General features: G+C 72.8%; 24 protein-coding genes. 14 read left to right on the top strand and 10 right to left on the bottom strand.

Features of this window, described 5'->3' with window-relative positions; translation table 11 throughout:
* Window positions 1-37: 37 nt before the first annotated feature.
* The 5 genes from ACFYZS_RS11060 to ACFYZS_RS11040 all read left to right on the top strand — a co-directional run bounded on the left by ACFYZS_RS11060 (window position 38) and on the right by ACFYZS_RS11040 (window position 5,070).
* Window positions 38-571 carry a bacterial proteasome activator family protein gene (locus ACFYZS_RS11060; protein ID WP_030857605.1) on the top strand — a complete coding sequence of 178 codons (534 nt, stop codon included), beginning with the start codon at window positions 38-40 and terminating at the stop codon, window positions 569-571.
* A 161-nt stretch (window positions 572-732) separates the two neighbouring features.
* Window positions 733-1,662 carry an NTP transferase domain-containing protein gene (locus ACFYZS_RS11055; RefSeq protein ID WP_389009498.1) on the top strand — a complete coding sequence of 310 codons (930 nt, stop codon included), beginning with the start codon at window positions 733-735 and terminating at the stop codon, window positions 1,660-1,662.
* Window positions 1,659-2,969: a molybdopterin molybdotransferase MoeA gene (locus ACFYZS_RS11050; RefSeq protein ID WP_389009495.1), complete on the top strand. Its 1,311-nt coding sequence runs from the start codon at window positions 1,659-1,661 to the stop codon at window positions 2,967-2,969. Before ACFYZS_RS11055 ends, ACFYZS_RS11050 begins: the two co-directional genes overlap by 4 nt.
* Window positions 2,957-4,057, top strand: coding sequence for a potassium channel family protein (locus tag ACFYZS_RS11045; protein ID WP_389009492.1), 1,101 nt, complete (start codon window positions 2,957-2,959; stop codon window positions 4,055-4,057). The genes ACFYZS_RS11050 and ACFYZS_RS11045 overlap by 13 nt, the downstream gene beginning before the upstream one ends.
* 35 nt (window positions 4,058-4,092) lie before the next feature.
* A complete protein-coding gene (locus ACFYZS_RS11040) occupies window positions 4,093-5,070 on the top strand; it encodes an NAD(P)H-quinone oxidoreductase (protein WP_389009489.1) in 978 nt (325 codons plus the stop codon).
* Window positions 5,071-5,127: 57 nt separating this feature from the next.
* Here the strand turns inward: ACFYZS_RS11040 and ACFYZS_RS11035 are convergent, their stop codons facing one another.
* From ACFYZS_RS11035 to pdhA, 3 genes are read right to left on the bottom strand one after another with little or no spacing between them, the layout of a single operon-like run.
* A complete protein-coding gene (locus tag ACFYZS_RS11035) occupies window positions 5,128-6,411 on the bottom strand; it encodes a dihydrolipoamide acetyltransferase family protein (protein WP_389009486.1) in 1,284 nt (427 codons plus the stop codon).
* Window positions 6,411-7,379: an alpha-ketoacid dehydrogenase subunit beta gene (locus ACFYZS_RS11030; protein ID WP_389010255.1), complete on the bottom strand. Its 969-nt coding sequence runs from the start codon at window positions 7,377-7,379 to the stop codon at window positions 6,411-6,413. The genes ACFYZS_RS11035 and ACFYZS_RS11030 overlap by 1 nt, the downstream gene beginning before the upstream one ends.
* Window positions 7,380-7,405: 26 nt before the next feature.
* A complete protein-coding gene (gene pdhA, locus ACFYZS_RS11025; protein ID WP_389009483.1) occupies window positions 7,406-8,542 on the bottom strand; it encodes a pyruvate dehydrogenase (acetyl-transferring) E1 component subunit alpha in 1,137 nt (378 codons plus the stop codon).
* A 202-nt stretch (window positions 8,543-8,744) separates the two neighbouring features.
* Here pdhA and ACFYZS_RS11020 point away from each other — a divergent pair, with 202 nt between their 5' ends.
* Window positions 8,745-9,326, top strand: coding sequence for an Lrp/AsnC family transcriptional regulator (locus ACFYZS_RS11020; RefSeq protein ID WP_389009481.1), 582 nt, complete (start codon window positions 8,745-8,747; stop codon window positions 9,324-9,326).
* Window positions 9,327-9,415: 89 nt separating this feature from the next.
* Here the strand turns inward: ACFYZS_RS11020 and ACFYZS_RS11015 are convergent, their stop codons facing one another.
* The 3 genes from ACFYZS_RS11015 to ACFYZS_RS11005 all read right to left on the bottom strand — a co-directional run bounded on the left by ACFYZS_RS11015 (window position 9,416) and on the right by ACFYZS_RS11005 (window position 13,359).
* A complete protein-coding gene (locus ACFYZS_RS11015; RefSeq protein ID WP_389009479.1) occupies window positions 9,416-11,002 on the bottom strand; it encodes a PKD domain-containing protein in 1,587 nt (528 codons plus the stop codon).
* Between the two features lie 228 nt (window positions 11,003-11,230).
* Window positions 11,231-11,821: a TetR/AcrR family transcriptional regulator gene (locus ACFYZS_RS11010; RefSeq protein ID WP_030153098.1), complete on the bottom strand. Its 591-nt coding sequence runs from the start codon at window positions 11,819-11,821 to the stop codon at window positions 11,231-11,233.
* Window positions 11,818-13,359: a 3-hydroxyacyl-CoA dehydrogenase gene (locus ACFYZS_RS11005; protein ID WP_389009477.1), complete on the bottom strand. Its 1,542-nt coding sequence runs from the start codon at window positions 13,357-13,359 to the stop codon at window positions 11,818-11,820. Before ACFYZS_RS11005 ends, ACFYZS_RS11010 begins: the two co-directional genes overlap by 4 nt.
* A gap of 167 nt (window positions 13,360-13,526) precedes the next feature.
* Here ACFYZS_RS11005 and paaN point away from each other — a divergent pair, with 167 nt between their 5' ends.
* Both paaN and ACFYZS_RS10995 read left to right on the top strand, forming a co-directional pair.
* Window positions 13,527-15,209 carry a phenylacetic acid degradation protein PaaN gene (gene paaN, locus ACFYZS_RS11000; RefSeq protein WP_389009475.1) on the top strand — a complete coding sequence of 561 codons (1,683 nt, stop codon included), beginning with the start codon at window positions 13,527-13,529 and terminating at the stop codon, window positions 15,207-15,209.
* Window positions 15,210-15,302: 93 nt separating this feature from the next.
* Entirely contained in the window at window positions 15,303-16,331 is a 1,029-nt protein-coding gene (locus ACFYZS_RS10995) for a MerR family transcriptional regulator (protein ID WP_389009473.1), read from the top strand.
* On the opposite strand, the gene ACFYZS_RS10990 is transcribed toward ACFYZS_RS10995, so the two are convergent.
* Genes ACFYZS_RS10990 through ACFYZS_RS10980 form a run of 3 tightly spaced genes read right to left on the bottom strand, consistent with a single transcriptional unit; the run spans window position 16,315 to window position 19,096 of the window.
* Window positions 16,315-17,073 carry a TrmH family RNA methyltransferase gene (locus ACFYZS_RS10990; RefSeq protein WP_389009471.1) on the bottom strand — a complete coding sequence of 253 codons (759 nt, stop codon included), beginning with the start codon at window positions 17,071-17,073 and terminating at the stop codon, window positions 16,315-16,317. The genes ACFYZS_RS10995 and ACFYZS_RS10990 overlap by 17 nt on opposite strands.
* A gap of 14 nt (window positions 17,074-17,087) precedes the next feature.
* The gene (locus ACFYZS_RS10985; protein ID WP_389009469.1) at window positions 17,088-18,287 is read right to left on the bottom strand and encodes an HTTM domain-containing protein; all 1,200 of its coding nucleotides are present in this window, start codon (window positions 18,285-18,287) and stop codon (window positions 17,088-17,090) included.
* The gene (locus ACFYZS_RS10980; RefSeq protein WP_389009467.1) at window positions 18,284-19,096 is read right to left on the bottom strand and encodes a DUF5819 family protein; all 813 of its coding nucleotides are present in this window, start codon (window positions 19,094-19,096) and stop codon (window positions 18,284-18,286) included. Before ACFYZS_RS10980 ends, ACFYZS_RS10985 begins: the two co-directional genes overlap by 4 nt.
* A 135-nt stretch (window positions 19,097-19,231) precedes the next feature.
* Between ACFYZS_RS10980 and paaA the strand changes: the two genes are divergently transcribed.
* From paaA to ACFYZS_RS10950, 6 genes are all read left to right on the top strand, one after another.
* A complete protein-coding gene (gene paaA / locus ACFYZS_RS10975) occupies window positions 19,232-20,251 on the top strand; it encodes a 1,2-phenylacetyl-CoA epoxidase subunit PaaA (protein WP_030153110.1) in 1,020 nt (339 codons plus the stop codon).
* Window positions 20,248-20,532 (top strand): 1,2-phenylacetyl-CoA epoxidase subunit PaaB, encoded by a 285-nt coding sequence (gene paaB / locus ACFYZS_RS10970; RefSeq protein ID WP_030292728.1) that lies wholly within the window; start codon window positions 20,248-20,250, stop codon window positions 20,530-20,532. Before paaA ends, paaB begins: the two co-directional genes overlap by 4 nt.
* Window positions 20,529-21,299 (top strand): 1,2-phenylacetyl-CoA epoxidase subunit PaaC, encoded by a 771-nt coding sequence (gene paaC / locus ACFYZS_RS10965; protein WP_389009464.1) that lies wholly within the window; start codon window positions 20,529-20,531, stop codon window positions 21,297-21,299. The genes paaB and paaC overlap by 4 nt, the downstream gene beginning before the upstream one ends.
* A gap of 62 nt (window positions 21,300-21,361) precedes the next feature.
* The gene (paaD, locus tag ACFYZS_RS10960) at window positions 21,362-21,847 is read left to right on the top strand and encodes a 1,2-phenylacetyl-CoA epoxidase subunit PaaD (protein ID WP_389010252.1); all 486 of its coding nucleotides are present in this window, start codon (window positions 21,362-21,364) and stop codon (window positions 21,845-21,847) included.
* Window positions 21,848-22,975, top strand: a complete 1,128-nt coding sequence (locus ACFYZS_RS10955; protein ID WP_389009461.1) for a 2Fe-2S iron-sulfur cluster-binding protein — start codon at window positions 21,848-21,850, stop codon at window positions 22,973-22,975. It abuts the gene before it with no gap.
* 92 nt (window positions 22,976-23,067) lie between these two features.
* Window positions 23,068-24,210 carry an acyl-CoA dehydrogenase family protein gene (locus tag ACFYZS_RS10950; protein WP_389009458.1) on the top strand — a complete coding sequence of 381 codons (1,143 nt, stop codon included), beginning with the start codon at window positions 23,068-23,070 and terminating at the stop codon, window positions 24,208-24,210.
* 57 nt (window positions 24,211-24,267) lie between these two features.
* Here the strand turns inward: ACFYZS_RS10950 and ACFYZS_RS10945 are convergent, their stop codons facing one another.
* Complete coding sequence (locus ACFYZS_RS10945) at window positions 24,268-24,612, bottom strand: rhodanese-like domain-containing protein (RefSeq protein WP_389009455.1); 345 nt, start codon at window positions 24,610-24,612, stop codon at window positions 24,268-24,270.
* Window positions 24,613-24,620: the final 8 nt, after the last annotated feature.

Here is a 24,620-nt window from a genome sequence, read left to right as displayed (position 1 = left end):
ACCGTGTGAGTAAGACGGTGTGCGAGAGAATGACGGCATGGAGATGCCGAGGAGTGAACGGTCGCAGGACAGCCCCCCGCCCGGCCTGATCGTGGGACAGGACGGGATGCCGGTCGGCGGCGCCGATGACGAGTCGCGCGAGGTCCCGGTGACGGAGATGGTCGAACAGCCCGCCAAGGTCATGCGGATCGGCAGCATGATCAAGCAACTTCTGGAAGAGGTCCGCGCCGCACCTCTGGACGAGGCCAGCCGGGTCCGTCTGAAGGACATCCACGCAGCGTCCGTGAAGGAGCTGGAAGACGGTCTGGCTCCGGAACTGGTGGAGGAACTGGAACGCCTGTCGCTCCCCTTCACCGAGGAGGCGATCCCCTCCGAGGCGGAACTGCGGATCGCCCAGGCCCAGTTGGTCGGATGGCTGGAAGGCCTGTTCCACGGCATCCAGACGGCGCTGTTCGCACAGCAGATGGCCGCGCGGGCCCAGCTGGAACAGATGCGCCGCGCCCTCCCGCCGGGCGCCCCGACGGACGAGGAAGACGGCCACGGCGCCATCCGCTCGGGCCCGTACCTGTAAGCGGCGACGGGTAAGAGCAGCGCTGTGACATAGCGATGTGACATAAGGCCCGGGGTCCCGGGGGCTTGGGCCCCGGGACCCCGGTCCCGTATCTAAGCCTCTATAAGCCTCCCGTAAGTGCAGCTCCCCACAGGGGACATGAGCCGCGCATACTCACAGGTATGACCTACGACGCGATCGTCCTGGCCGGCGGCGCTGCGAGAAGGCTCGGAGGCGCGGACAAGCCCGCCCTCCAGGTCGGCGGGCGCGCCCTCCTCGACCGCGTCCTGGACGCCTGCGCCGACGCCGCCACCACTGTCGTGGTCGGCGGCCGCCGCCCCACCGCCCGCCCGGTCCGCTGGACCCGGGAGGACCCGCCCGGCGCCGGGCCCGTCGCCGCCCTGGACGCCGGTCTGCGCGCGACCACCGCCGAGCTGGTCCTCGTCCTCTCCGCCGACCTGCCCTTCCTCGACCGGGAGACGGTACGGACGCTGCTGCGGGCTCCGGCCGCCGGCGGCGACGGCGCCCTCCTGCGCGATCCGACCGGCCGCGACCAGCCCCTCGTCGCCGCCTACCGCGCCGAGCCCCTGCGCCGCGAGATCGCCCTCCTGGCGACCGAGCACGGCACCCTGTCCGGCCTCCCGCTGCGCGCCCTCACCGCCGAACTCGACCTGGCCAAGGTGACAAACTCCGCGCCACTCGCCTCCTTCGACTGCGACACCTGGGAGGATCTCGCAGCCGCCCGGGCCCGGATCAGGGAGCATGGAAACGTGCTGGACCAATGGATCACCGCCGTCAAGAGCGAGCTGGGCATCGACGTCTCCGTCGACACCAAGACCCTGCTCGACCTCGCCCGTGACGCCGCACACGGCGTCGCCCGGCCCGCCGCCCCCCTGACCACCTTCCTGGTCGGCTACGCGGCCGCACGGGCCGAAGCCGCCGGCGCCGACCCCGCCACGGCGGTCGCCGAAGCCTCCCGCAAGGCCGCCGACCTCGCCCTGCGCTGGGCGGCCGAGGCGGAGGCCGAAGCCAAGACCGAGGCCGAAGCCGAGGACAAGGCCAAGCCCGAGGACAAGGCCGAGACCGAGGCCCGAGAGAACGGCTCAGGATGACCCCCACCGACGCCGACCACGCCCTCCGGGCCCTCGACGAGGCCCTGGCCCTGGTCAGCCGAGACCCCCGCTCGGGCGACGCCGCCGCCGGCGGTGGCCACCGCGCCAGCGCCTGGCCGCAGGCCCGGGATGCCGCGGCCCGCGCCGGCTCCGGCATCCGCCCCCGCACCCACCGGGTCCCCCTCGGGGACGCGCTCGGCGAGGTGCTGGCACAGTCCCTGGACGCCCTCACCGACCTGCCGTCCTTCGACAGCTCCGCCATGGACGGCTGGGCCGTCGCCGGCCCCGGTCCCTGGACGATCCGCCCCGGCGGCGGAGTACTGGCCGGCTCCGACCGCCCCGAGCCGCTCGCCGACGGCGAGGCCGTACAGATCGCCACCGGCGCCCGGGTTCCCGCCGACACCACCGCCGTGATCCGCAGCGAGCACGCGCGCGAGTCCGGCACCCAGCTCCACGCCGACCGGGCCGTCCTCACCGGCCAGGACATCCGCCCGCGCGGCCAGGAATGCCGTTCGGGCGACCTGCTGCTGCCCGCCGGCTCCCTCGTCACCCCGGCCGTCCTGGGGCTCGCCGCGGCCGCCGGGTACGACGAGCTCACCACCCGGCCCCGGCCCCGCGTCGAGATCCTGGTGCTCGGGGACGAGCTGCTCACCGAAGGCCGCCCGCACGACGGCCTGATCCGGGACGCCCTCAGCCCCATGCTCGGCCCCTGGCTCACCCGGCTCGGCGCCGAGGTCACCGCCACCCGGCGGCTCGGCGACGACCCGGCCGGGGCCAAGGCCCTGCTGGCCGCCGTCACGGACTCCGACGCCGACCTGGTCGTCACCACCGGCGGCACCGCCTCCGGCCCCGTCGACCACGTCCACCCCGTCCTGCGCGAAGCCGGCGCCGAGCTGCTGGTCGACGGGGTCGCCGTACGCCCCGGACACCCGATGCTGCTGGCCCGGCTCGGCCACCGCACCGACGGACGCCACCTCGTCGGCCTGCCCGGCAACCCCCTCGCCGCCGTCTCCGGTCTGCTGACCCTCGCCGAACCGCTGCTGCGCGCCCTGGCCGGCCGCCGCCAGCGACCCCGGTACACCGTCCCGGTGCAGGGAGAGGTGCCCGGCCACCCGTACGACACCCGGCTCGTGCCCGTCCTGCTGACCGACGAGCACGCCGTACCGCTGCGCTACAACGGTCCCGCGATGCTGCGCGGCGTGGCCGCCGCCGACGGGCTGGCCGTCGTACCGCCGCACGGCGCGCGCGACGGACAGGACCTGGAGATCCTGGACCTGCCGTGGGTCTCCGGAGGATGTTTCACGTGAAACTTCACGGCCACGATGCGATGGCCCGCGGCGCCGACGAGAAACTCGTCTCACGGCGCATCAAACTGCCCAAGCGGATCGTGGAGAAGCCGCTCCTGCAGGTCGGCAAACGCCTGTTGATGGCCCTGTTCGTGCTGTTCCTGACGGTCATGATCGTGTGGCTCGACCGCGACGGCTACCACGACAACGCCAACGAGCAAGTCGACTTCCTCGACTGCGTCTACTACGCCACGGTGACGCTGTCGACCACCGGCTACGGCGACATCGTCCCGTACAGCGACAGCGCGCGGCTGACCAACATCCTGCTGATCACCCCGCTGCGCGTGCTGTTCCTGATCATCCTGGTCGGAACCACCCTGGAAGTCCTGACCGAGAAGACCCGGGAAGAGTGGCGGCTGAACCGCTGGAGGAAGAACTTGCGTGAGCACACGGTCGTCGTCGGCTTCGGCACCAAGGGCCGCTCGGCCCTCCAGACGCTGCTGACCACCGGCCTCCGGAAGGAGCAGGTCGTCATCGTGGACCCGAGCGCCAAGGTGATCGACATGGCCAACGCGGAGGGGTTCACCGGGGTGGTCGGCGATGCCACCCGCTCCGATGTCCTGCTCCGCGCCGAGCTCCAGAAGGCCCGTCAGATCGTCATCGCCACGCAGCGGGACGACACGGCCGTACTGGTCACGCTGACGGCGCGGCAGATGAACCGGGGCGCGAAGATCGTCGCGGCGGTCCGCGAGGAGGAGAACGCGCCGCTGCTGCGCCAGTCGGGAGCCGACGCCGTCATCACGAGCGCGAGCGCCGCCGGCCGGCTGCTGGGGCTCTCGGTGCTGAGCCCGAGCGCGGGCACGGTGATGGAGGACCTGATCCACCAGGGCAGCGGGCTCGACCTGATCGAACGGCCGGTGAAGAAGGCCGAGGCCGGCAAGGGGGTGCGCGAGACGGATGACCTGGTGGTCAGCGTGTTGCGCGGCCACCGGCTGCTCGCGTACGACGACCCGCACGCCAGCCCGCTCCAGCTGACGGACCGTCTCATCACCATCGTGCGCGCGGCCCCGCCCGCCTCGCCGACGGTGACGCTGGGGCCCGCGGACTAGCCGATCGGTCACGGAGGTGGCGTACCCTCCGGGCCATGCATGCGATCACCATCGAACAGCCCGGCGGCCCCGAGGCCCTCGTCTGGGCCGAGGTACCCGATCCGGTGGCCGGCGAGGGCGAGGTCCTCGTCGACGTCGCGGCGAGCGCCGTGAACCGCGCCGACGTCCTCCAGCGCCAGGGGTTCTACGATCCCCCGCCCGGCGCCTCCCGCTACCCCGGCCTGGAGTGCTCGGGGCGGATCGCCTCCATCGGGCCGGGCGTGTCCGGCTGGGCGGTGGGCGACGAGGTGTGCGCCCTGCTCGGCGGGGGCGGGTACGCGGAGCGCGTGGCCGTCCCTGCGGGGCAGCTGCTGCCGGTCCCGGCGGGGGTGGACCTGGTGACGGCGGCGGCCCTGCCCGAAGTGGTCTGCACCGTGTGGTCGAACGTGTTCATGGTGGCGGGCCTGCGCCCCGGAGAGACGGTGCTGGTGCACGGCGGCTCCAGCGGTATCGGCACGATGGCGATCCAGCTGGCCAAGGCGGTGGGCGCGACGGTGGCGGTGACCGCGGGCGGCCCGGAGAAGCTGTCCCGCTGCAAGGAGCTGGGCGCGGACATCCTCATCGACTACCGCGAGCAGGACTTCGTGGCGGAGCTGCGGGCCGCCACGGGCGGCGCCGGGGCGGACGTGATCCTGGACATCATGGGAGCGAAGTACCTGGCGCGGAACCTGGACGCGCTGGCCGTGAACGGCCGGCTCGCGGTGATCGGACTGCAGGGCGGGGTGAAGGCGGAGCTCAACCTGGGCGCGCTGCTGGCCAAGCGGGCGGCCATCACCGCCACCTCGTTGCGGGCCCGGCCGCTGGAGGAGAAGGCCGCCATCGTCGCGGCGGTGCGGGAGCACGTCTGGCCGCTGGTGGCCGCGGGCCGCGTCCGCCCGGTGGTGCACGGGTCGTTCCCGATGCACGAAGCCCCCGAGGCTCACCGCACGATGGAATCGAGCACGCACGTGGGCAAGCTGCTGCTCACCACCTGACGGCCGCGCCGCCGGGCCCTCTCCCCGGGCGGGGAGAGGGCCCGGCGGGCCATGCCGTTACAGCGAACGCAGAAGCACCGCCGGGGACTCCACGCAGTCCGCCACGTAGCGCAGGAAGCCGCCCGCCGTTCCGCCGTCGCAGACCCGGTGGTCGAACGTCAGGGACAGCTGGACGACCTGGCGGACCGCCAGCTCGCCCTGGTGGACCCACGGCTTCGCCATGATCCGGCCGACGCCGAGCATCGCCGCCTCCGGGTGGTTGATGATCGGCGTGGAGCCGTCCACTCCGAACACCCCGTAGTTGTTCAGGGTGAAGGTGCCCCCCGTGAGATCGGCAGGGGCCAGTTTCCCGGCCCGGGCCACCTCGGTGAGGCGGGCGAACTCCGCCGACAGCGACTCCGGGTTGCGCGTCTGGGCGTCCCGGACCACCGGGACCACCAGCCCGCGCTCCGTCTGCGCCGCGAAGCCCAGGTGCACGGAGGGCAGGCGGACGATCTCGTTCGCCGCGAGGTCCACGGTCGAGTTGAGCTCGGGGTACTTCGCCAGCGCGGCCGTGCAGATACGGGCCAGCAGCGCCAGCACCGAGATCTTCGGCCCGCCCACGGCGTTCATCGCGGCCCGCGCCGCCATCAGCTCGGTCGCATCGGCGTCGACCCAGCACGTGGCGTCCGGGATCTCCCGGCGGCTGCGCGACAGCTTCTCCGCCACCGCGCCCCGCAGGCCCTTCAGCGGCACCCGCTCACCCTGCACCGCCGCCGCCGGGGCGGCCGCGGGGACCGGCTCCGGCGCCCGGCGCGCCGCCTCGACGTCCGCACGCAGGATCAGCCCCTCGGGACCGGACCCGCGCAGCGCGCGCAGGTCGATCCCGTGGTCCCGCGCCAGCTTGCGCACGAGCGGCGAGATCACGGCGACCGGACCCGTCGCGACGGGAACGGGAGCAGCGGCGGGAGCGGGTGCGGGAGCAGCGGCGACGGCCGGCGCTGCGGAGCCAGGTCGCACCCGCCTCCGACGCGCCGTGCGCGAGTGGTCCGTCCCGTAGCCGACCAGGACGTTGCCCGAGCCGGAGTCCTCGGGCTCCGCCACCTCGTCCGCCCCCGCACCCACCGCCACCGTGATCAGCGGTGCTCCGACGGGGAGTTCCGTGCCCTCCTCCCCGAACCTGGCGGTGACCACACCGCCGTACGGGCACGGCACCTCCACCATCGCCTTGGCCGTCTCGACCTCGACCACCGGCTGGTCGATGGCGACGACGTCGCCCACCGCCACCAGCCAGCGGACGATCTCGGCCTCGGTCAGTCCCTCCCCGAGGTCGGGGAGCTTGAACTCCATTACCTGCGGCATCAGTTCTCCCACTGCAGGCGGGCCACGGTGTCCAGGATCCGGTCCACACCGGGCAGATGGTGCTTCTCCAGCATCGGCGGCGGGTACGGGATGTCGAAGCCCGTCACCCGCAGCACCGGCGCCTCCAGGTGGTGGAAGCACTTCTCCTGGATGCGGGCGACGATCTCCGCGCCCGGTCCGGCGAAACCGTTCGCCTCGTGGACCACCACCGCGCGCCCCGTGCGCCGTACGGAGGCCACGACCGCCTCCTCGTCGAAGGGGACGAGCGAGCGCAGGTCCACGACCTCGAGGTCCCAGCCCTCCTCGCGCGCCGCCTCGGCCGCCTCCAGGCACACCGGCAGCGAGGGCCCGTAGGTGATCAGCGTGGCGCTCGTGCCGGTACGCCGGACGAGTGCCTTCCCGATTCCCGGCACGGCCGCCGGCGCCGCCGGGTCCCACTGCGCCTTCGACCAGTAGAGCCGCTTCGGCTCCAGGAAGACCACCGGGTCGTCGCTCGCGATCGACGCGCGCAGCAGCCCGTACGCGTCCTCGACGGTCGCCGGGGTCACCACGTGCAGGCCGGGGGTGGCCACGTAGTAGGCCTCGGAGGAGTCGCTGTGGTGCTCCACCCCGCCGATCCCGCCGCCGTACGGCACGCGGATGGTGATCGGGAGCGGCATCGCGCCGCGCGTCCGGTTGCGCATCTTCGCCACGTGCGAGATCAGCTGCTCGAAGGCGGGGTACGCGAACGCGTCGAACTGCATCTCCACGACCGGCCGCAGCCCGTACATGGCCATGCCCACCGCGGCGCCCAGGATCCCGGCCTCCGCCAGCGGGGTGTCCGTGCAGCGCTCCTCGCCGAACTCCTTCGCGAGGCCGTCCGTGATCCGGAAGACCCCGCCCAGCGTGCCGACGTCCTCGCCCATGACGTGGACCGTCGGGTCCTCCGCCATCGCGTCGCGCATGGCCCGCTGCAGCGCCTGCGCCATCGTCGCCGGCTTCACGGCCACCGTGGTCACGACTGCTCCTCCGCGTCGAGCTCGGCGCGCAGCATCTCCGCCTGCTCGCGGAGCCGGCCGGTCTGCTCCGCGTAGACGTTTTCGAACAGGTCCATCGGGTCGAGCACGGGCTCGGCGTTCATCCGGTCGCGCAGGGTCGCGGCCATCACCTCGGCGGCGTCCTTGGCCTCCTGGATGCCCGCCTCGTCCAGCATTCCGCGGGCGGTCAGCTCGCGCTCCAGCAGCTCCACCGGGTCGTGCGCCTTCCATGCCTCGACCTCGGCGTCACCGCGGTAGCGGGTCGCGTCGTCGGCGTTCGTGTGGGCCTCGATGCGGTACGTGACCGCCTCGATCAGCGTCGGTCCGCCGCCGGCCCGGGCCCGCCGGACGGCCTCGGACAGCACCTCGTGCACGGCGGCGATGTCGTTGCCGTCGACGAGGCGGCCGGGCATCCCGTACCCGACGGCCTTGTGGGCCAGGGTGGGGGCGGCCGTCTGCTTGGCCAGCGGGACCGATATGGCGAAGCCGTTGTTCTGGACGAGGAAGACCACCGGGGCCTGCCAGACGGCCGCGAAGTTCAGCGCCTCGTGGAAATCGCCCTCGCTGGTGCCGCCGTCGCCCACCAGGGCGAGCGCGACCACGTCGTCGCCGCGCAGCCGGGCCGCGTGCGCCAGGCCGACCGCGTGCGGCAGCTGGGTGGCGAGCGGGGTGCTCAGCGGGGCGATGCGGTGCTCGCGCGGGTCGTACCCGGTGTGCCAGTCGCCGCGCAGCAGGGTCAGCGCCTGGACGGGGTCCAGGCCGCGCGCCACGGCCGCGAGGGTGTCGCGGTAGCTCGGGAAGAGCCAGTCCTGCTCCTCCAGGACCAGCGCGGCCGCGATCTCGCAGGCCTCCTGGCCGACGGTGGAGGGGTACACGGCCAGTCGGCCCTGCCGGGTGAGGGCGGTGGCCTGGGCGTTGTAGCGGCGCCCGCGCACCAGCTCGGCGTAGCACCGGCGCATCAGCTCGGCGTCGAGCTTCGCGGCGGCCGGCGTGCCCAGCACCCGGTACGGCTCGGGGTCCGGGAGCAGCGGGGCGGCATCCGTACGGGGCCTCCAGGCGGGCGGCGGGGTGGATCGGTGGGACGCACCGGCACCGGGCAGCTCTTGGACCGTCATGGCGGCGTACACCTCCTCGTGGGAAGTCGTCTGGACGCCCCGGGGTGTACCCCCGACGGTGGCCGGGGGATGTGAGGCGCCTCACCAACCGATTGTTCGGTCGATGGCGCAATTTGGCTACAGGCGGCTCCAGGCTGTGGACAAAGTGGCGCCGGGGCCCTGGGATGGGTGCAGGACGTCCAGGAGAGGGAGGCAGTGGGCAATGCCGGATGAACAAATGGCCGCATCGGGTTCCACGCCGGGTTCGGCACAGGTGCCACCGGGAGGTGCACCTTCGGCCCCACAGACCCCGCCCAGCCCGCCGCGCCCCCTGGATCCCATCGACCGTTCGATCATGCGCCTGCTCCAGGCGGACGGCCGCGCGTCGATACGCTCGGTGGCCGAGCAGGTCCACGTCTCGCGCGCGAACGCCTACGCCCGGATCAACCGGCTGATCGACGACGGCGTGATCCGCGGGTTCACGGCCCGCGTCAACCACGAGAGGGCGGGCCAGGGCGCCTCCGCGTACATCACCCTGAAGATCGTCCAGAACTCCTGGCGCACGGTCCGCGAGAAGCTCCGCGAGCTCCCGGGCGCGGCTCACATCGCCCTGGTCAGCGGGGATTTCGACGTCCTCCTGCTGGTCCACACGCCGGACAACCGCACGCTGCGCGAGCTGGTCCTGACCCGCCTCCAGTCCATCCCGGAGGTCCTGTCGACCCGCACGCTGCTGGTGTTCGAGGAAACGGATCTGCTCGATTCCGGCCTCGGCCCGAACGGCGCCCAGGCGATCTCCGAGGAGTAGCCGGCCCCGGGGAGCGGCCGCGGGAACGACAGAGCCCCGGGAGGGCCGTGAGGGCCTTCCCGGGGCTCTGTACGAGACCGGTTCCGCGCTTACTTGGTCTCGTAGTAGCCGAACATGTCGACGATCAGGTCGGTGGTGTCCCAGCTCTGGTTCCAGAAGTCGACGACGCCGTTGACGCCGCCGGAGCTCGCCTGGACCAGGTTCGGGACGGTCTGGCCGGCCGTCCAGTTGAGGGTGGACGACGTGGGCCGCGCCGGGGTGACGTCGGTGCCCTTGTCGTAGTCCTCCGGGTGGTTCGGGTCCGGGGCGACCGACAGGAACCCGTCCTGCTTCGTGTTGGTCACCGTCGTGTTCAGGACGTACCCCGCGATGCCCTCCTCGTCCGTGGAGATCGGCATCCAGATGTAGCCGCGGGCGTACATCGGGCCGTAGCCCCAGGCGCGGGTGTCGAGCATGCGGCGCGGCGCGAGGGGCATGAAGGCCCCCGAGCTGTCGGGGCTGTAGTAGCCGACGACGTCGACGATGACGTCGGTGCCCGCCCAGGCGCCGTTGAAGATGTTGACCTTGCCGTCGGCACCGACGGGGACGATCACCGAGTTGGCGACGGTCTGCTTGGCCTTGAAGTTCACGTTGGACGTGTTCGGGGCCGACTGGCCGCTCGGGTAGGCCGTCAGGTGGCCGTCCTCGCGCGGGTTGGTGACGGTCACGTTCAGCGCCACGGCGGTGGCGTTGGAGGGCACGTACCAGCCGCCCAGCTGCACGCCGATGGTCTTGCGGCCGCCGACCTGGCCCTGGGGCGCGCCCTGGCCGGAGCGGGTGTCCACCGCGCGGACCGGGGTCATCGGGGTGTAGCCGCTGGCCGCGGTGCGGGTGAAGTAGCCCGTGATGTCCGCGATCAGGTCGATCGGCGTCCAGCTGCCGTTGTAGAGCTCGACGGTGCCGTCCTTGCCGACCGGCACGATGACCATGTTCGGGACGGTCTGCGCGGCCACGAAGTTGACGTTGGACGTCGTCGGGCGCGTGGTGCCACCGGGGAACACCGTCACGTGACCGGGGTTCGAGGTGTTGGTCGCGGTGACGTTCAGGGCGACGGCCGTGACGCCCGCCGGGATCTTGCCGTTGCCGGCGATCTTGACCTTGGTCGAGGAGTACGCCTGGACCATGCCCCGCGGGGCTCCGGTGCCGTCCCGGGTGTCCAGGAGGCGGGTCGGGGCGTACGGGGTGAAGTCCGAGCCGACCGTCGAGAGCGGCAGCTCGTTGACGGACTCGGCCTGGTTCACCGTGTCCGTGACGGTGACCTTGACCTTGTACTCGCCGAGCTCGGCGTAGCTGTGCTTGAGCGACACCTCCTGGCCCGGGTAGGCGTCGGTGCCGTCGGTCGAGCCGTCGCCCCAGTCGTAGGTGACCTTGAGGGTGGCGCCCGCGACGCTGACGACCTGGGCGCGCAGCTCGATGCCGTGCGCGGAGAAGCTCTTCGCGTCGAGGACGAGGCCCAGCTCCGGGTTGCCGGCGGCGGCGGTCTCCGCGCCCTGCGCGGTGGCGCTCGGGGCGGACTTGCCCTTCGCCGCGGGCAGGGCCTTGCGGACCGAGTTGCCCTTCGGGCTGTGGAAGGTCTTGGCGTCGGCCGTGCCGAGCTTGGACAGGTCCGCCGCGGGAGCGGACGCCCCCTTGGCCACCGGCGCCGACGGCCCCCCGGCCGGACCGGCCGCCTGGGCCAGGCCCGGGATGAAACCAACGCTGGCCGCGACGACAACGGCAGCGGAAACTACAAGACGGCGACTGCGCACCGGCCCCCCATTTTCTGTTACTGCTTGAACGCGTTCGAAAGCTCGTTCATCGTACAGAGTTCGCACAGCAATTCATCAGAAAATATTCGGCAAGATCGTACGGATCATGACGGGGAGCTAGCCGCGCACCGTCCGCAGTCCGTCCAGGGCCATGTGGACCACCGCGTCGGCCAGCTGGTCCGCCGTCGTGCCCGGGTGCGGGCGGTACCACTCGACCAGCGAGTTCACCATGCCGAAGAGCAGGCGGGTGGCCAGCCGGATGTCCACGTCCGCCCGCAGGTCCCCGTCCGCCGCCGCGGCCTTCAGGAGCTCCGCGACCTGGTGGTCGAACTCGCGGCGGCGCTCCAGGGCCCAGCGCTCGGTCCGGGTGTTGCCCCGCACCCGCAGCAGCAGCGTCACGTACGGGAGCTCGGCGACCAGCACCTCGACCGTGCGGCGCGTGACGTACTCGACCCGCTCGACCGCCCGGCCGCGTACCGCGCCCGGCTCCTCCAGTACGGCGAAGAGCCCGTCGAGCGCGCGGCTGACGGCCCGCTGCAGGAGCTCCTCCTTGCCCGCCACGTGGTGGTAGATCGAGGACTTCGAGATGCCCGCCGCCTTGGAGAGGTGCTCCATGGAAGTGCCGTCGTACCCGCGCTCGTTGAAGACCTGGACGGCGACGGACAGGAGCGTCTCGGGGGTGTAGGTGTCCCGCTTGGCGGTGGTCATGCGGTCTCCTCCGCGGCGCTCTCGTCGCTGTCGTCGCCGCCTTCTTCGCCCTCGGTGTAGCCGAGCTTGAACAGCGCCAGCGAGGGCGCGTAGCGGCCGCCGGGACAGCGCTCGTCGAGGTGGTGCAGCAGGTCGTACGCCCAGTCGCGGCCGAGCCGCTCGTGCCATTCGGACGGACCCAGCGGGTAGTTGACGCCGAGCCGCATCGCCGTGTCGATGTCCTCGGCGGTGGCCGCGCCGCGCGCGACGGCGTCGGCGGTCAGGTCGATCAGCATCGCGACGGTGCGGGCCACGATCATGCCGGGCACGTCGCCGATGACGGAGACCTTCTTGCCGAGCTTCTGGAAGAGGCCGACCGCCTCGGCGAGGGTCCGCTCGCTGGTGTCCTCGCCGGCGGAGAGCGCGATCCGGGTGGCCCCGCGGTAGTCGAGCGCGAGGTCGAAGTAGACGACGTCGGCGAACTCGATCGAGGTCTTGCCGTCCGCGAGCACCAGCTGGCCCTCGCCGGGCAGCTGGATGTACGGGCCCCCGTGCTCGGTGGAGGTGACCGCGATCCCGGCCTCCTCCAGGAGCTCGACGAGCCCGGCGGCCGGGCCGAGGTCGCCGACCACGGTGACCTTGTCCGGGGCCTCCTCGGGACCGGCGGTGTGCGGGGCCGCGGCCTCGGCGTCCGGACCGTAGGGGAACCATCCGTGCCCCGATTTGCGGCCCAGGCGGCCCGACTGGACCAGCCGGCGCTGCGAGAGGGACGGGGTGAACTTGGGGCTCCGGAAGAACGACTCCCACACGGAGCGGGTGACGGCCTCGTTGACGTCCTGCCCGATCAGGTCGGTCAGCTGGAACGGGCCCATCTTGAAGCCGCCGCTCTCGCGGAGCACGGCGTCGATGGTGGCCGGGTCGGCGCCCTGCTCCTCGTGGACCGCGAAGGCCTCGGCGTAGAAGGGGCGGGCGATCCGGTTGACGATGAAGCCGGGGGTGTCGGCGCAGCGGACCGGCGTCTTCCCCCAGCCCAGCACGGTGCGGTACGCGAGCTCCGCGGCACCCGGGTCGGTCGCGAAACCGCTGACCACCTCGACGAGCGGGAGCAGCGGGGCCGGGTTGAAGAAGTGCAGGCCGAGGAAGCGGCCGGGGTGCGCCAGACCGGCGGCGAGCTCGGTGACGGAGAGGGAGGAGGTGTTGGTGGCCAGCAGGGCGTCCGGCGAAACCACCTCTTCCAGCGTTTCGAAGAGCGCGCGCTTGACGGCGACGTCCTCGACGACGGCCTCGATGACGAGCGCGGAGCCCGCGAGGTCGGCGAGGGCGGAGGCCGCTTCGATCCGGCCGATCGCGTCCTCGGCCTCGGCGCGATCGAGGCGGCCCTTGGCGGCCATGCGGTCGACGCGGTCCTGGACGATGCCGACGCCGCCGGCGGCGAGGCTGGCGTTGATGTCGTAGATCAGCACCCGGTGACCTGCGAGAAGGGCGACCTGGGCGATGCCCTGCCCCATGGTGCCGGCGCCGACGACCGCCACAGTGCGGGACCGCTCGATTGCTGTCATGTCCTGATCCTCCCGCACCGGGTTATCCACAGGTCCGCCGGGCCCTCTTGTCCCGACCGATCGTTCGGTTACTCTAACTCCAGTCTGCTCTTCTTCACCCGCCCCTGCCTGATCTCAGTCTGCGACCCAGCCTGATCTTGCCCGGCTCAACGAGGAGTTGGTCCCTGATGGCCGCCGAGCTCACCGTCCACCAGCTGTCCGACAAGCACCGGTCCACCCTGGACCAGGCCCTGGCGGCCATCCGCAGCCGCGCCTACTGGTCTCCGCATCCGGAGCACCCCAAGGCCTACGGGGAGACCGCGCCGGCCGACGGGCTCGCCGCGTTCGAGGCCGTCCGCGGCACCCGCTTCGACCTGGGCCAGCCCGGCACCGACGGCTGGACCGGCGGGGAGGTGTCCCCGTACGGCCCCGAGCTGGGCGTCGAGTACCCGCACGTCGACCCGGACGTGCTCCTGCCCGCGATGAAGGCCGGCATGGGCGCCTGGCGGGACGCCGGGCCCGAGGCGCGCGCCCTGGTCTGCATCGAGATCCTGGCGCGGATCGGCGCGCGGACGCACGAGTTCGCGCACGCGGTCATGCACACCAGCGGCCAGGCCTTCATGATGGCGTTCCAGGCGGGCGGCCCGCACGCGCAGGACCGCGGCCTGGAGGCGGTGGCCTACGCGTACGAGGAGCAGACCCGCGTCCCCGGCCAGGCCGACTGGTCGAAGCCGCAGGGCAAGAAGGACCCGCTGGAACTCGGCAAGACCTTCACGGCCGTCCCGCGCGGCATCTCCCTGATGATCGGCTGCAACACCTTCCCGACCTGGAACGGCTACCCGGGCCTGTTCGCCTCCCTGGCCACGGGCAACGCGGTGCTGGTCAAGCCGCACCCGCGGGCCGTGCTCCCGCTGGCCCTGACGGTGAAGACGGCCCGCGAGGTCCTCGCCGAGGCGGGCTTCGACCCGAACCTGGTGGCGCTGGCCGTGGAGCGGCCGGGCGAGGGCATCGCCAAGACCCTGGCCGTCCGCCCCGAGATCAAGCTGATCGACTACACCGGTTCGACGGAGTTCGGCGACTGGCTGGAGACCAACGCCCGCCAGGCGCAGGTCTACACGGAGAAGGCCGGCGTCAACACGGTCGTCGTGGACTCCACCTCGAACTACAAGGGGATGCTGTCCAACCTGGCGTTCTCGCTGTCCCTGTACAGCGGCCAGATGTGCACCACCCCGCAGAACCTGCTGATCCCGCGCGAGGGCATCCAGACGGACGCCGGCCACAAGTCTTACGACGAGGTCGTCGCCGACCTGGCGGCCTCGGTCGGCGGACTGCTGGGCGACGACGCCCGGGCCAACGCGCTGCTCGGCGCGCTGGTCAACCCGGACGTCAAGACCCGCCTGGAGGCGGCGGCCGGGCTCGGCGAGGTCGCGCTGGCCTCGCGCGAGGTGGTGAACCCCGAGTTCCCGGACGCGGTGGTCCGCACCCCGGTCATGGTCAAGCTGGACGCCGCCAAGGCCGACCCGGAGGCCCCGTACCTGTCGGAGTGCTTCGGCCCGGTCTCGTTCGCGGTGGCCGTGGACTCGACGGCGGACGCCCTGGAGCTCCTGCGCCGCACGGTGCGCGAGAAGGGCGCGATGACCGTCGGCGCCTACACCACGTCGGCGGACACCGAGCGGGCCATCGAGGAGGTCTGCCTGGAGGAGTCGGCGCAGCTCTCGCTGAACCTGACGGGCGGGGTCTACGTCAACCAGACCGCGGCCTTCTCGGACTTCCACGGATCGGGCGGCAACCCGGCGGCCAACGCGGCCCTGTGTGACGGGGCCTTCGTCTCGAACCGCTTCCGCATGGTGGAGATCCGCCGCCAGGCCTGAGGCCACGGCGGCGGCGGGCCCGGCGTGGCGGCGCCGGGCCCGCTTGACCCTCGACCTGGTGGAGGTCCCAGAGTCGTGGGTGTGGAGAGCGACATGCGCAGCATCGGCGAGATGGGCCGGGACAGCGGGCTGGGGGTGAGCGCCCTGCGGTTCTACGACCGCGCGGGCGTCCTCGTACCGGCGTGGGTGGATCCGGTGACCGGATACCGCTGGTACGCGCCCGAACAGCTCGGCGAGGCCCGGCTGCTGGCTCGGCTGCGGCGCTCCGGGATGCCGCTCGCGGACATCCGGCTGGTGCTGGCCGGCTGGGCCGGAGGGGACACCGGCCTGGTGCCCCGGCTGCTCGACGGGCATCTGCGACGGCTCGAGCGCGGGCTGGCCAAGGCGCGCGAGGAACTCTCCACGGTACGAGCCCTACTCGGACACAAGGAGACCTCCATGACCACCGCCACCGCCGCCACCGCCCGGCTGACCGTGCCGGGCGGCGAGCTCGCGGCCGCCCTGGACGCCGTGCGCTTCGCCGCCGGAACCGACCCCGAGCTGCCCGTGCTCGGCGGGATCCACTTCGACATCGAGGGCGATGCCCTGCACCTGGTGGCCACGGACCGCTATCGGATGGGCGTCGCCCGCACGCCCACCACCGGCCACGGCGGCGGGCGGGTCCAGGTCACCGTGCCCACCCCGCTCGCGGACGCGATGCGCGCCCTGCTGACCGGCGGGGCACCGGCCCGCCTCACCGTGGACGGGGGGAAGGTGGAACTGGAGACCCAGGGCCGCCAGACCGCCGGGCAGAGCCTCGGCGAGGAGTTCCCCGACTACCGCCGCCTCACGCGACTGCCCGAGGGCCGCCGCCTCACCCTGGACGTACCGGCCCTGCGACAGGCCCTCGCCGCGCAGGACGGCGAGGTGTGCGTCCTCGTCCTGACGGACACGGTGACCGTCGGCGACGACGACTCCAGCGGCGACCGGGTCGGGGTCAACCCCGCCTTCCTGCTCGACGCGCTGGCCGCCGGGGACGAACTGCTGCTGGAGTACATCGGGCCCAAGGCCCCCCTCGTCCTGCTGCGCCCCGACGTCGAGGACGTCTTCTCGCTCCTGATGCCGGTCAGTCTCGAGGCGTGAGCTTCGGCCCGCCCCAGTGGAAGAGGGTCATGGCCACGCTGGTGGCCAGGTTGTAGCTGGAGACCTGCGGGCGCATCGGGAGGGCCACCAGGTGGTCGGCCCGTTCGCGCAGCTCGGGCGAGATGCCGTGCCGCTCCGAGCCGAAGGCGAGCAGGGCGTCGTCCGGGAGGGTGAGGGCGCGGATGTCCTCGCCCTCCGGGTCGAGCGCGTACACCGGCCCCGCGGGCAGGGTGTCGATGCCGACCCGGTCCACGGTGGTGGCGTAGTGCAGACCGGCTCCGGCGCGGACCACGTTGGGGTGCCAGGGGTCGAGATCGCCCCGGGTGACGACGCCGGTGGCGCCGAAGCCCGCGGCGAGGCGGACGACCGCGCCGACATTGCCGAGGTTGCGGGGGTTGTCGAGTACGACGACGGGCGCCGTCCGCGGCCGCCGGTCGAGCCGTGCCCGCCCCGCGGCCCGATCGGGCCGTACGGCCAGCGCCGCCACCCCGGTGGGATGCACCCGGTTCAGGAGCGTCCGCAGCTCGCCCCTGCGCACCAGCCGGCCCACCTCGCCCGCCACATCCGGAGCGAGCTCGTTCGCCAGCGCCCGTACGGCATCGGGATCGTCGGCCACGACGACCCGCACATCCGCCCCGAACCGCAGGGCGTGCTTCAGCGCGTGGAACCCGTCGAGGAGTACGAGGTCCCCCCGCTCCGCGGTCTCCCGCCACTCCCGCCCGCTTTGCTCCAGCTCACTCATACCGCTGAGGGTAGTCAGCCGGTCGGCGCCCGCTCGGCCCCGGACCCGCCTCCGCCCGCGGCGGCCGCCCACCATCGCCCCGTCACGCCGGAGGCCCTGGCTCCCAGCCAGAGCAGGAACGCCGTCGGCAGGAACACCGCGTCAGCGGCGATCATCGCCAGGGAGAAGAACGGCAGACCCAGCAGCACCGCGATCCCCGCGTGCTCCAGCATCATCAACGCCAGCAGCACGTTCTTGATCCGCCGGTTGAACACCGTGAACGGGAAGGCGACCTGCACCGCCACCGTCCCGTACGACAGCAGCATCACCAGCACGCCGCTCCCCGCCAGGATCCCCGACAGCCCCGGCCACGGCGTGAAGTAGTCCAGCCCGAGCGGGTAGTACAGCGCGGTGCCGTCCTGCCACCGCGAGCCCTGGATCTTGTACCAGCCGGCCGTCGCGTAGATCAGGCAGACCTCCGCCATGATCACCAACAGCCCCGCGTTGTGCACCAGGTTCGCCAGGACGTCCAGGACCGCCCGCCCCTCGCCCTCCGGCTCGTACCGGTCCACCATCCACCACAGCGCGCACACGACCCACAGCGCGGCGAACGCCGCCAGCCAGCCGGAGCCGAACCGCTCCGTCACCGCCCCGTACGCGAACACCGCGCCCAGTACGCCCCACAGCACCGGCCCGGCCGCCCCCGCCGAGGCAGACCCGCGCAGCCGCGCGCGCCGTGCGTCCAGCGACCACACCTGCGCGCACCGGGTCAGCACCAGGTAGATCGCCATCAGGTGGATGACGTTGTCCCCGCCGTCGCCCATGAACACGCTGCGGTTCTGCAGCGACAGCACCCCGACCATGAACACCACGGACGTCGCGCGCGTACGCCAGCCCAGCATCAGCAGCAGGCTCGACAGCACCGACACCGCGTAGACGGTCTGGAACCACCATTCCGAGTCCGACCACATCAGCGCCGAGAAGGCGTGGTTCGAGGCGATCAGCCGCTCCGCCAGGGCGAAGCTCCAGGGGCCGTGCGGCCCGTACAGCTCGCCGCGGTTCGGGAACTCCCGCAGCAGGAAGAACAGCCAGGTCGCCGAGAAGCCGATCCGCACGACGGCGCTCTGGTACGGGCCGAGCGCCCGCCCGCTGACCCGGGCGACGGCCCGGCCGGCGGCGGCCCGCGCCGGCGCCAGTGCGCGCGCCGGTGCCCGCGCGGCCGGTGCCCGTCTCACACCGTCCACCACGGCAGCTCCCGGTAGTACGTCTGGGTGTCGGTCTTCTCGTCGCTCCACGGCGGCGCCGGCACCGCCCGCGTCACCGAGCGCAGCTGGATCCGTACGATCCCGCCCCGCACGGCCCCGTCCTCGGCGAGCCGGTTCAGCGCGATCCGCCGCAGGTACTGCTCCGACAGTTCGCCGCGCTCGCCGATCGGCTTGTTGTCCTCGTCGTGCGAACCGGTGAAGAAGTCCCAGGCCCGCCGGAGCTCGTTCTGCCGCGTGTGGCTCGGCAGCAGGCTGTGCCGGATCGCCGCGGCGTCCTGCGCGGACAGGTCGCGCCAGTCGACGGAGATCAGCTCGCCGCCGAGGCCGCTGCGGACCTCGGCCCGTACTTCCACGGCGATGTTCTGCTGGAGCGGGTTGGGGGCGAAGAGCTTCCAGTTCTGCTCGAACTCGGGGTAGATCCAGTCGTCGACCGTCCGCGCGTGCTGCTTGCTCACCGTGTTGGACGGGGCGACGTGCAGGAAGACCAGCGCCAGGTGAGCGCAGGCGGCGAGGCCCACGGCCGCGAGGGCCAGGGCCGTGACGACGCGGTACGGGGCGGACAGGCCAGCGATCCCGGGGGCCCGCACCGGCGCGGCCCGGTCGGCGGGCGGCGGGGCGGCCGCCGCGGCGGGGGGATCGGCGGGGGGCACGGCCTCCGGATCGATCGGCGGACGGGCCGACGGGACGGGGACGGCCGCCGCTGCGCCGGGCGGCGGACCGCTCGGGGGACCGGCCGGCGGAACGGCCGCTTCCGCGGGCTCGCGCTCGTTCGATTCCATCCCGCCCCGATCATCCGGCGTCCACAGGGTTGACCTCAGAGGTTGACACCCTACGGGCCGCCGACCCACCATTGAAGAGTACGAACCGAACGATCGGTCGGTCGGGCGGTCAACAATCTCTGGCAGGGGGCCGGGATGGTGGCAGTGACCCCGGAAACGGGGCAGGACTCAGGCCTCGGGGCTGACCTCGGGGCACAGCTCGCGGCGGCCTTCGATGCCGCGGTGGCGGCCGAGGAGCGCGTCGAGCCGCGGGACTGGATGCCCGAGGCGTACCGCGCCTCGCTGGTCCGCCAGATGGCCCAGCATGCCCACTCCGAGATCATCGGAATGCAGCCCGAGGCCAACTGGATCACCCGGGCGCCCTCGCTGCGCCGCAAGGCGATCCTGATGGCCAAGGTCCAGGACGAGGCCGGGCACGGCCTCTACCTGTACAGCGCCGCCGAAACCCTCGGCACCAGCCGCGACGAGCTGCTCGACAAGCTCCACTCCGGCAAGCAGAAGTACTCGTCGATCTTCAACTACCCCACCCTGACCTGGGCCGATGTCGGCGCGATCGGCTGGCTCGTGGACGGCGCGGCGATCACCAACCAGGTCCCGATCTGCCGTTGCTCGTACGGTCCGTACGCCCGCGCGATGGTCCGGATCTGCAAGGAGGAGTCCTTCCACCAGCGCCAGGGCTTCGAGCTCCTCATGGCGCTGTCCAAGGGCACCGAGGCGCAGCACGCGATGGCGCAGGACGCCGTGAACCGCTGGTGGTGGCCCTCGCTGATGATGTTCGGCCCGCCGGACGACGAATCGGCGCACTCCGCCCAGTCCATGGCCTGGCGGATCAAGCGGCACTCCAATGACGAGCTGCGCCAGCGCTTCGTGGACATCGCCGTTCCGCAGGCCGAGGCGCTCGGCCTGACCCTGCCCGACCCGGACCTCAAGTGGAACGAGGAGCGCGGGCACCACGACTTCGGCGCGATCGACTGGGCGGAGTTCTGGGACGTGCTCAAGGGCAACGGCCCCTGCAACGAACAGCGGATCGGCCAGCGGCGCCGGGCCCACGAGGAAGGCGCCTGGGTCCGCGAGGCGGCCGCGGCGTACGCGGAGAAGCACAGCGCACACCACGCCGTACAGAGCACGGCGACGAACGAGGAGGCAGGGGTATGACGCAGAACTGGCCACTGTGGGAGGTGTTCGTGCGCTCGCGCCGCGGCCTCTCGCACACGCACGCGGGCAGCCTGCACGCACCCGACGCGGAGATGGCCCTGCGCAACGCCCGCGACCTCTACACCCGGCGCGGCGAGGGCATCTCGATCTGGGTGGTGCCCTCCACCGAGATCACCGCGTCCTCGCCGGACGAGCGGGACCCCTTCTTCGCGCCCTCCGCCGACAAGCCGTACCGGCACCCGACCTTCTACGAGATCCCCGAGGGGGTGCACCACCTGTGACCAGCACCGATGCCGTTCAGTCCGATGCCGTTCAGCCCGATGGCGTCCAGGCCGACGTCGCCCGGTCGGCGGCCCTCGCGCTCGGGGACGACGCGCTGATCCTCTCCCACCGCCTCGGCGAGTGGGCGGGACACGCCCCCGTCCTGGAGGAGGAGGTCGCCCTCGCGAACATCGCGCTGGACCTGCTCGGCCAGGCCCGCGTCCTGCTGTCCATGGCCGGCGACGAGGACGAGCTGGCCTTCCTGCGCGAGGAGCGGTCCTTCCGCAACCTCCAGCTGGTCGAGCAGCCGAACGGGGACTTCGCCCACACCATCGCCCGCCAGCTGTACTTCTCCTTCCACCAGCACGAGCTCTACACGGAACTGGCGGCCGGTGACGGCCCGTTCGCCCCGCTCGCGGCCAAGGCCGTCAAGGAGACCGCCTACCACCGCGACCACGCCGAGCAGTGGACCCTGCGGCTCGGCGACGGCACGCAGGAGAGCCGCACCCGCATGCGGGCCGCCCTCGACGCGCTGTGGAAGTACACCGGCGAGATGTTCCAGCCGGTGGACGGCGTCGACGGCGTGGACTGGGCCGCCCTGGAGGGCCGCTGGCTGGCCGCCGTGGGCGGCGTACTGGAGCGGGCCGGGCTCGCGCTGCCCGAAGGCCCGCGCACCGGCGCCTGGGCCGCCGGAGCGGGCCGCCAGGGCCTGCACACCGAGTCCTTCGGCCGGATGCTCGCCGAGATGCAGCACCTGCACCGCAGCCATCCGGGGGCGTCATGGTGACGGACGAGCCGCGCACCGCGGCCCCCGCGGCCGGGCCCGCCTCGCCGGGGGCCCCGGAGGCCATGACCCGCCTGGAGGCGGAGCTCGCCGAGCTCGCGGGCTCGGTCCCCGATCCCGAACTGCCCGTCCTCAGCCTCGCCGAGCTGGGCGTGATGCGGGGCGTGCGGATGCATGAGGACGGCCACGTCGAGGTCACCCTGACCCCGACCTACACCGGCTGCCCCGCCATCGAGGCCATGTCCGCCGACATCGAGCGGGTCCTGACCGGCCACGGCATCCCGGACGTGCGGGTGCGCACCGTCCTGGCCCCGGCCTGGTCCACCGACGACATCAGCGCCGAGGGGCGGCGCAAGCTCGCCGAGTTCGGCATCGCCCCGCCGCGCCCGCACGCGGCCGGCGGGCCGGTCCCGGTCACCCTCTCGGTCCGCTGCCCCAACTGCGGATCGACCGACACCGAACTGCTCAGCCGGTTCTCCTCCACCGCATGCAAGGCGCTGCGCCGCTGCACCGCCTGCCGTGAACCGTTCGACCACTTCAAGGAGCTGTAGATGGCCGCGTCCACGCCGTCGCCCACGTCGGGCTCCGGGCGCCCCGCGCGCCACGGCGCCTTCCACCCGCTGACGGTGGCGGCGGTCGACCGGCTCACCGACGACTCCGTGGCGCTGACCCTGCGCGTCCCCGAGGAGCTGCGCGGCGAGTACCTGCACGCCCCCGGCCAGCACCTCACCCTGCGCCGCCGCACCCCCGAGGGCACGGAAGTCCGCCGCACGTACTCGATCTGCTCGCCCGCCCCGGCCCCCGCGGGCCCGGGACCGGCGGCGCTGCGGGTGGGTGTGCGGCTGGTGGAGGGCGGCGAGTTCTCCACGTTCGCCCACAAGGAGATCGCCGCCGGGGACGTGCTGGACGTGATGGTCCCGGCCGGGCGGTTCGTCCTGGAGCCGGCCGCCGCTCCGGCCGCCGGGCACTATGCGGCGATCGTCGGCGGCAGCGGGATCACCCCGGTGCTGTCGATCGCCGCCTCGCTGCTGGCGGCGCGGCCCGATGCCCGGTTCTGCCTGGTCCGCAGCGACCGCTCGGCCGCGTCGACGATGTTCCTGGACGAGGTCGCCGACCTCAAGGACCGCTTCCCCGACCGCTTCCAGCTGGTGACCGTCCTCTCCCGCGAGGAGCAGGAGGCCGGGCTGCCGTCCGGCCGCCTCGACGAGGAGCGGCTGAAGGCGCTGCTGCCCGCGCTGCTGCCGGTCGCGGAGGTGACGGGCTGGTTCCTGTGCGGCCCCTACGGGCTGGTCATGGGCGCGGAGCGGGCTCTGGGCACGCTCGGCGTCCTGCGGACCCGGATCCATGAGGAGATCTTCCACGTCGAGGACACGGCTGCGCCGGCCCCGGCCGCCACCCCGTCCCACGTACGGGTCACCGCCCGCCTCGACGGCCGCTCGGGGACCTGGCCCGTCCAGGACGGCGAGTCCCTGCTGGACGCCGTGCTGCGCAACCGCGCGGACGCCCCGTACGCCTGCAAGGGCGGGGTCTGCGGCACCTGCAGGGCCTTCCTGGTCACGGGCGAGGTCCGGATGGACCGCAACTTCGCGCTGGAGTCGGAGGAGACGGAAGCCGGGTTCGTGCTGGCCTGCCAGTCGCACGCGGTGACCGAGGAAGTGGAGATCGACTTCGACCGCTGAGTCTGTCCATTTCCTCCATCCTGCTCTATCTTGACGCACCGTCAGGTCCGGACCGGGCCTGACGGGATCCGGTGCGCGCGGGAGGACAGGCAGTGGACTTCACCTTCACCGAGGAGCAGCAGGCCGCCGTCGAAGCGGCGAGGGCCGTCTTCGCTGACGTCGCCCCGGACGGCGTGCCCAGCCCCGCGCTGACCCCGGGGGCCGTCGCCGAGGACTTCGACCGGCCGCTGTGGGCCAAGCTCGCCGCGTCCGACCTGCTGAGCCTGGTCCTCGCCGAGGAGCACGACGGCGCGGGCCTCGACGCGATCGCCCTGTGCCTGGTGCTGCGCGAGGCGGCGAAGGTGCTGGCCCGGGTGCCGCTGCTGGAGCACTGCGCCACCGCCATGGCCGTCCAGGCCCACGGGAGCCCCGAACTGGCCGCCGCCCTGCTGCCCGCCGCCGGGCGCGGCACGCTCGTCCTCACCGCCGCCGCCCACGGCCGCAGCGGGCACGATCCCGCCGAACTCGCCGTCACCGCCCGCCGCGAGGGCTCCGGGTGGACCCTCGACGGGGTGCAGACCGCCGTCCCGTGGGCGCAGGGAGCCGACTGGATCGCCGTACCGGCCCACACCGGCGAGGGGGAGGCCGTCCTGGCGCTCGTCCCGCGCACCGCCGAGGGGCTCACCCTGGCCGACCAGGTCTCCACCAGCGGGGAACGGCTCGCCGAACTCGCCCTGGACGGCGTGCGGGTGCCCGCGAGCCACCTCATCGAGACCCCCGGCGCCTGGGAGCGGCTGCGCCAGCTCCTGGCCACCGGGACCTGCGCCCTGGCACTCGGCCTGGGCGAGAACGTGCTCACCATGACCAGCCAATACACCGGCAAGCGCGAACAGTTCGGCTTCCCGGTGGCCACCTTCCAGGCCGTCGCGGTCCAAGCCGCCGACCGCTACATCGACCTGCGCGCCATGGAGGTCACCCTCTGGCAGGCCGCCTGGCGGCTCGACGCCGCGACCGGCGGAGCCGGCGGCCCGCTGCCGAGCGCCGGGGACGTCGCGGTCGCCAAGATCTGGGCCTCCGAAGGGGTGCGCCGGGTCGTCCAGACCGCGCAGCACCTGCACGGCGGCTTCGGCGCCGACACCGACTACCCGCTGCACCGCTACCACGCGTGGGCCAAGCAGCTGGAGCTCCAGCTGGGCCCGGCCGCCGCCCACGAGGAGGCGCTGGGCGACCTGCTGGCCGCCCACGCCCTCGCCTGACGTTCCGGAGCCCGGACCAAAGCCGGGACCGGAGCGGAGCCGGAGCCGGAACCGGAGTCAGAGCACGAAGGCCGGGTTCCCGTGGTCGGTCACCATCGGGCGCCCGGCGCCGTCCCAGGCCTGCATGCCACCGTCGATGTTCACGGCGTCGATGCCCTGGCGCACCAGGTACTGGGTGACCTGCGCGGAGCGCCCGCCGACCCGGCACATCACGTGCACGCGGCGGCCGTCATCGACGGCCTCCGTCAGCTCACCGAAGCGGGCCACGAAGTCGCTCATCGGGATGTGCAGGGCACCTTCCACATGTCCGGCAGCCCATTCGTCGTCCTCCCGGACGTCGAGGACAAAGCCTTCGGAGGGCACCGCGGCGGCGTCCACCGAGGGAAGCGGTCCGAAGTTCATACGTCGCC

The organism is Streptomyces sp. NPDC001903 (genome assembly GCF_042891345.1).
Lineage (GTDB): Bacteria > Actinomycetota > Actinomycetes > Streptomycetales > Streptomycetaceae > Streptomyces.
The sequence above is the reverse complement of the archived record's forward strand: the minus strand, read 5'-3'. Positions and strand labels throughout refer to the sequence as shown.

Excerpts from the sequence above, each read along its gene's own strand:
- ACFYZS_RS11060 (WP_030857605.1), top strand. The coding sequence starts at position 38 with ATGGAGATGCCGAGGAGTGAACGGTCGCAGGACAGCCCCCCGCCCGGC.
- ACFYZS_RS10955 (WP_389009461.1), top strand. The coding sequence starts at position 21,848 with ATGGCCGCGTCCACGCCGTCGCCCACGTCGGGCTCCGGGCGCCCCGCG.
- ACFYZS_RS10990 (WP_389009471.1), bottom strand. The coding sequence starts at position 17,073 with ATGAGTGAGCTGGAGCAAAGCGGGCGGGAGTGGCGGGAGACCGCGGAG.
- pdhA (WP_389009483.1), bottom strand. The coding sequence starts at position 8,542 with ATGACGGTCCAAGAGCTGCCCGGTGCCGGTGCGTCCCACCGATCCACC.
- paaD (WP_389010252.1), top strand. The coding sequence starts at position 21,362 with ATGACCCGCCTGGAGGCGGAGCTCGCCGAGCTCGCGGGCTCGGTCCCC.
- ACFYZS_RS11045 (WP_389009492.1), top strand. The coding sequence starts at position 2,957 with ATGTTTCACGTGAAACTTCACGGCCACGATGCGATGGCCCGCGGCGCC.
- ACFYZS_RS11050 (WP_389009495.1), top strand. The coding sequence starts at position 1,659 with ATGACCCCCACCGACGCCGACCACGCCCTCCGGGCCCTCGACGAGGCC.
- ACFYZS_RS11055 (WP_389009498.1), top strand. The coding sequence starts at position 733 with ATGACCTACGACGCGATCGTCCTGGCCGGCGGCGCTGCGAGAAGGCTC.
- paaA (WP_030153110.1), top strand. The coding sequence starts at position 19,232 with ATGGTGGCAGTGACCCCGGAAACGGGGCAGGACTCAGGCCTCGGGGCT.
- ACFYZS_RS11035 (WP_389009486.1), bottom strand. The coding sequence starts at position 6,411 with ATGCCGCAGGTAATGGAGTTCAAGCTCCCCGACCTCGGGGAGGGACTG.
- ACFYZS_RS11030 (WP_389010255.1), bottom strand. The coding sequence starts at position 7,379 with ATGGCGCAGGCGCTGCAGCGGGCCATGCGCGACGCGATGGCGGAGGAC.
- ACFYZS_RS10995 (WP_389009473.1), top strand. The coding sequence starts at position 15,303 with ATGCGCAGCATCGGCGAGATGGGCCGGGACAGCGGGCTGGGGGTGAGC.
- paaN (WP_389009475.1), top strand. The coding sequence starts at position 13,527 with ATGGCCGCCGAGCTCACCGTCCACCAGCTGTCCGACAAGCACCGGTCC.
- ACFYZS_RS11005 (WP_389009477.1), bottom strand. The coding sequence starts at position 13,359 with ATGACAGCAATCGAGCGGTCCCGCACTGTGGCGGTCGTCGGCGCCGGC.
- ACFYZS_RS11020 (WP_389009481.1), top strand. The coding sequence starts at position 8,745 with ATGCCGGATGAACAAATGGCCGCATCGGGTTCCACGCCGGGTTCGGCA.
- ACFYZS_RS10945 (WP_389009455.1), bottom strand. The coding sequence starts at position 24,612 with ATGAACTTCGGACCGCTTCCCTCGGTGGACGCCGCCGCGGTGCCCTCC.
- ACFYZS_RS10980 (WP_389009467.1), bottom strand. The coding sequence starts at position 19,096 with ATGGAATCGAACGAGCGCGAGCCCGCGGAAGCGGCCGTTCCGCCGGCC.
- ACFYZS_RS11010 (WP_030153098.1), bottom strand. The coding sequence starts at position 11,821 with ATGACCACCGCCAAGCGGGACACCTACACCCCCGAGACGCTCCTGTCC.
- paaB (WP_030292728.1), top strand. The coding sequence starts at position 20,248 with ATGACGCAGAACTGGCCACTGTGGGAGGTGTTCGTGCGCTCGCGCCGC.
- ACFYZS_RS11040 (WP_389009489.1), top strand. The coding sequence starts at position 4,093 with ATGCATGCGATCACCATCGAACAGCCCGGCGGCCCCGAGGCCCTCGTC.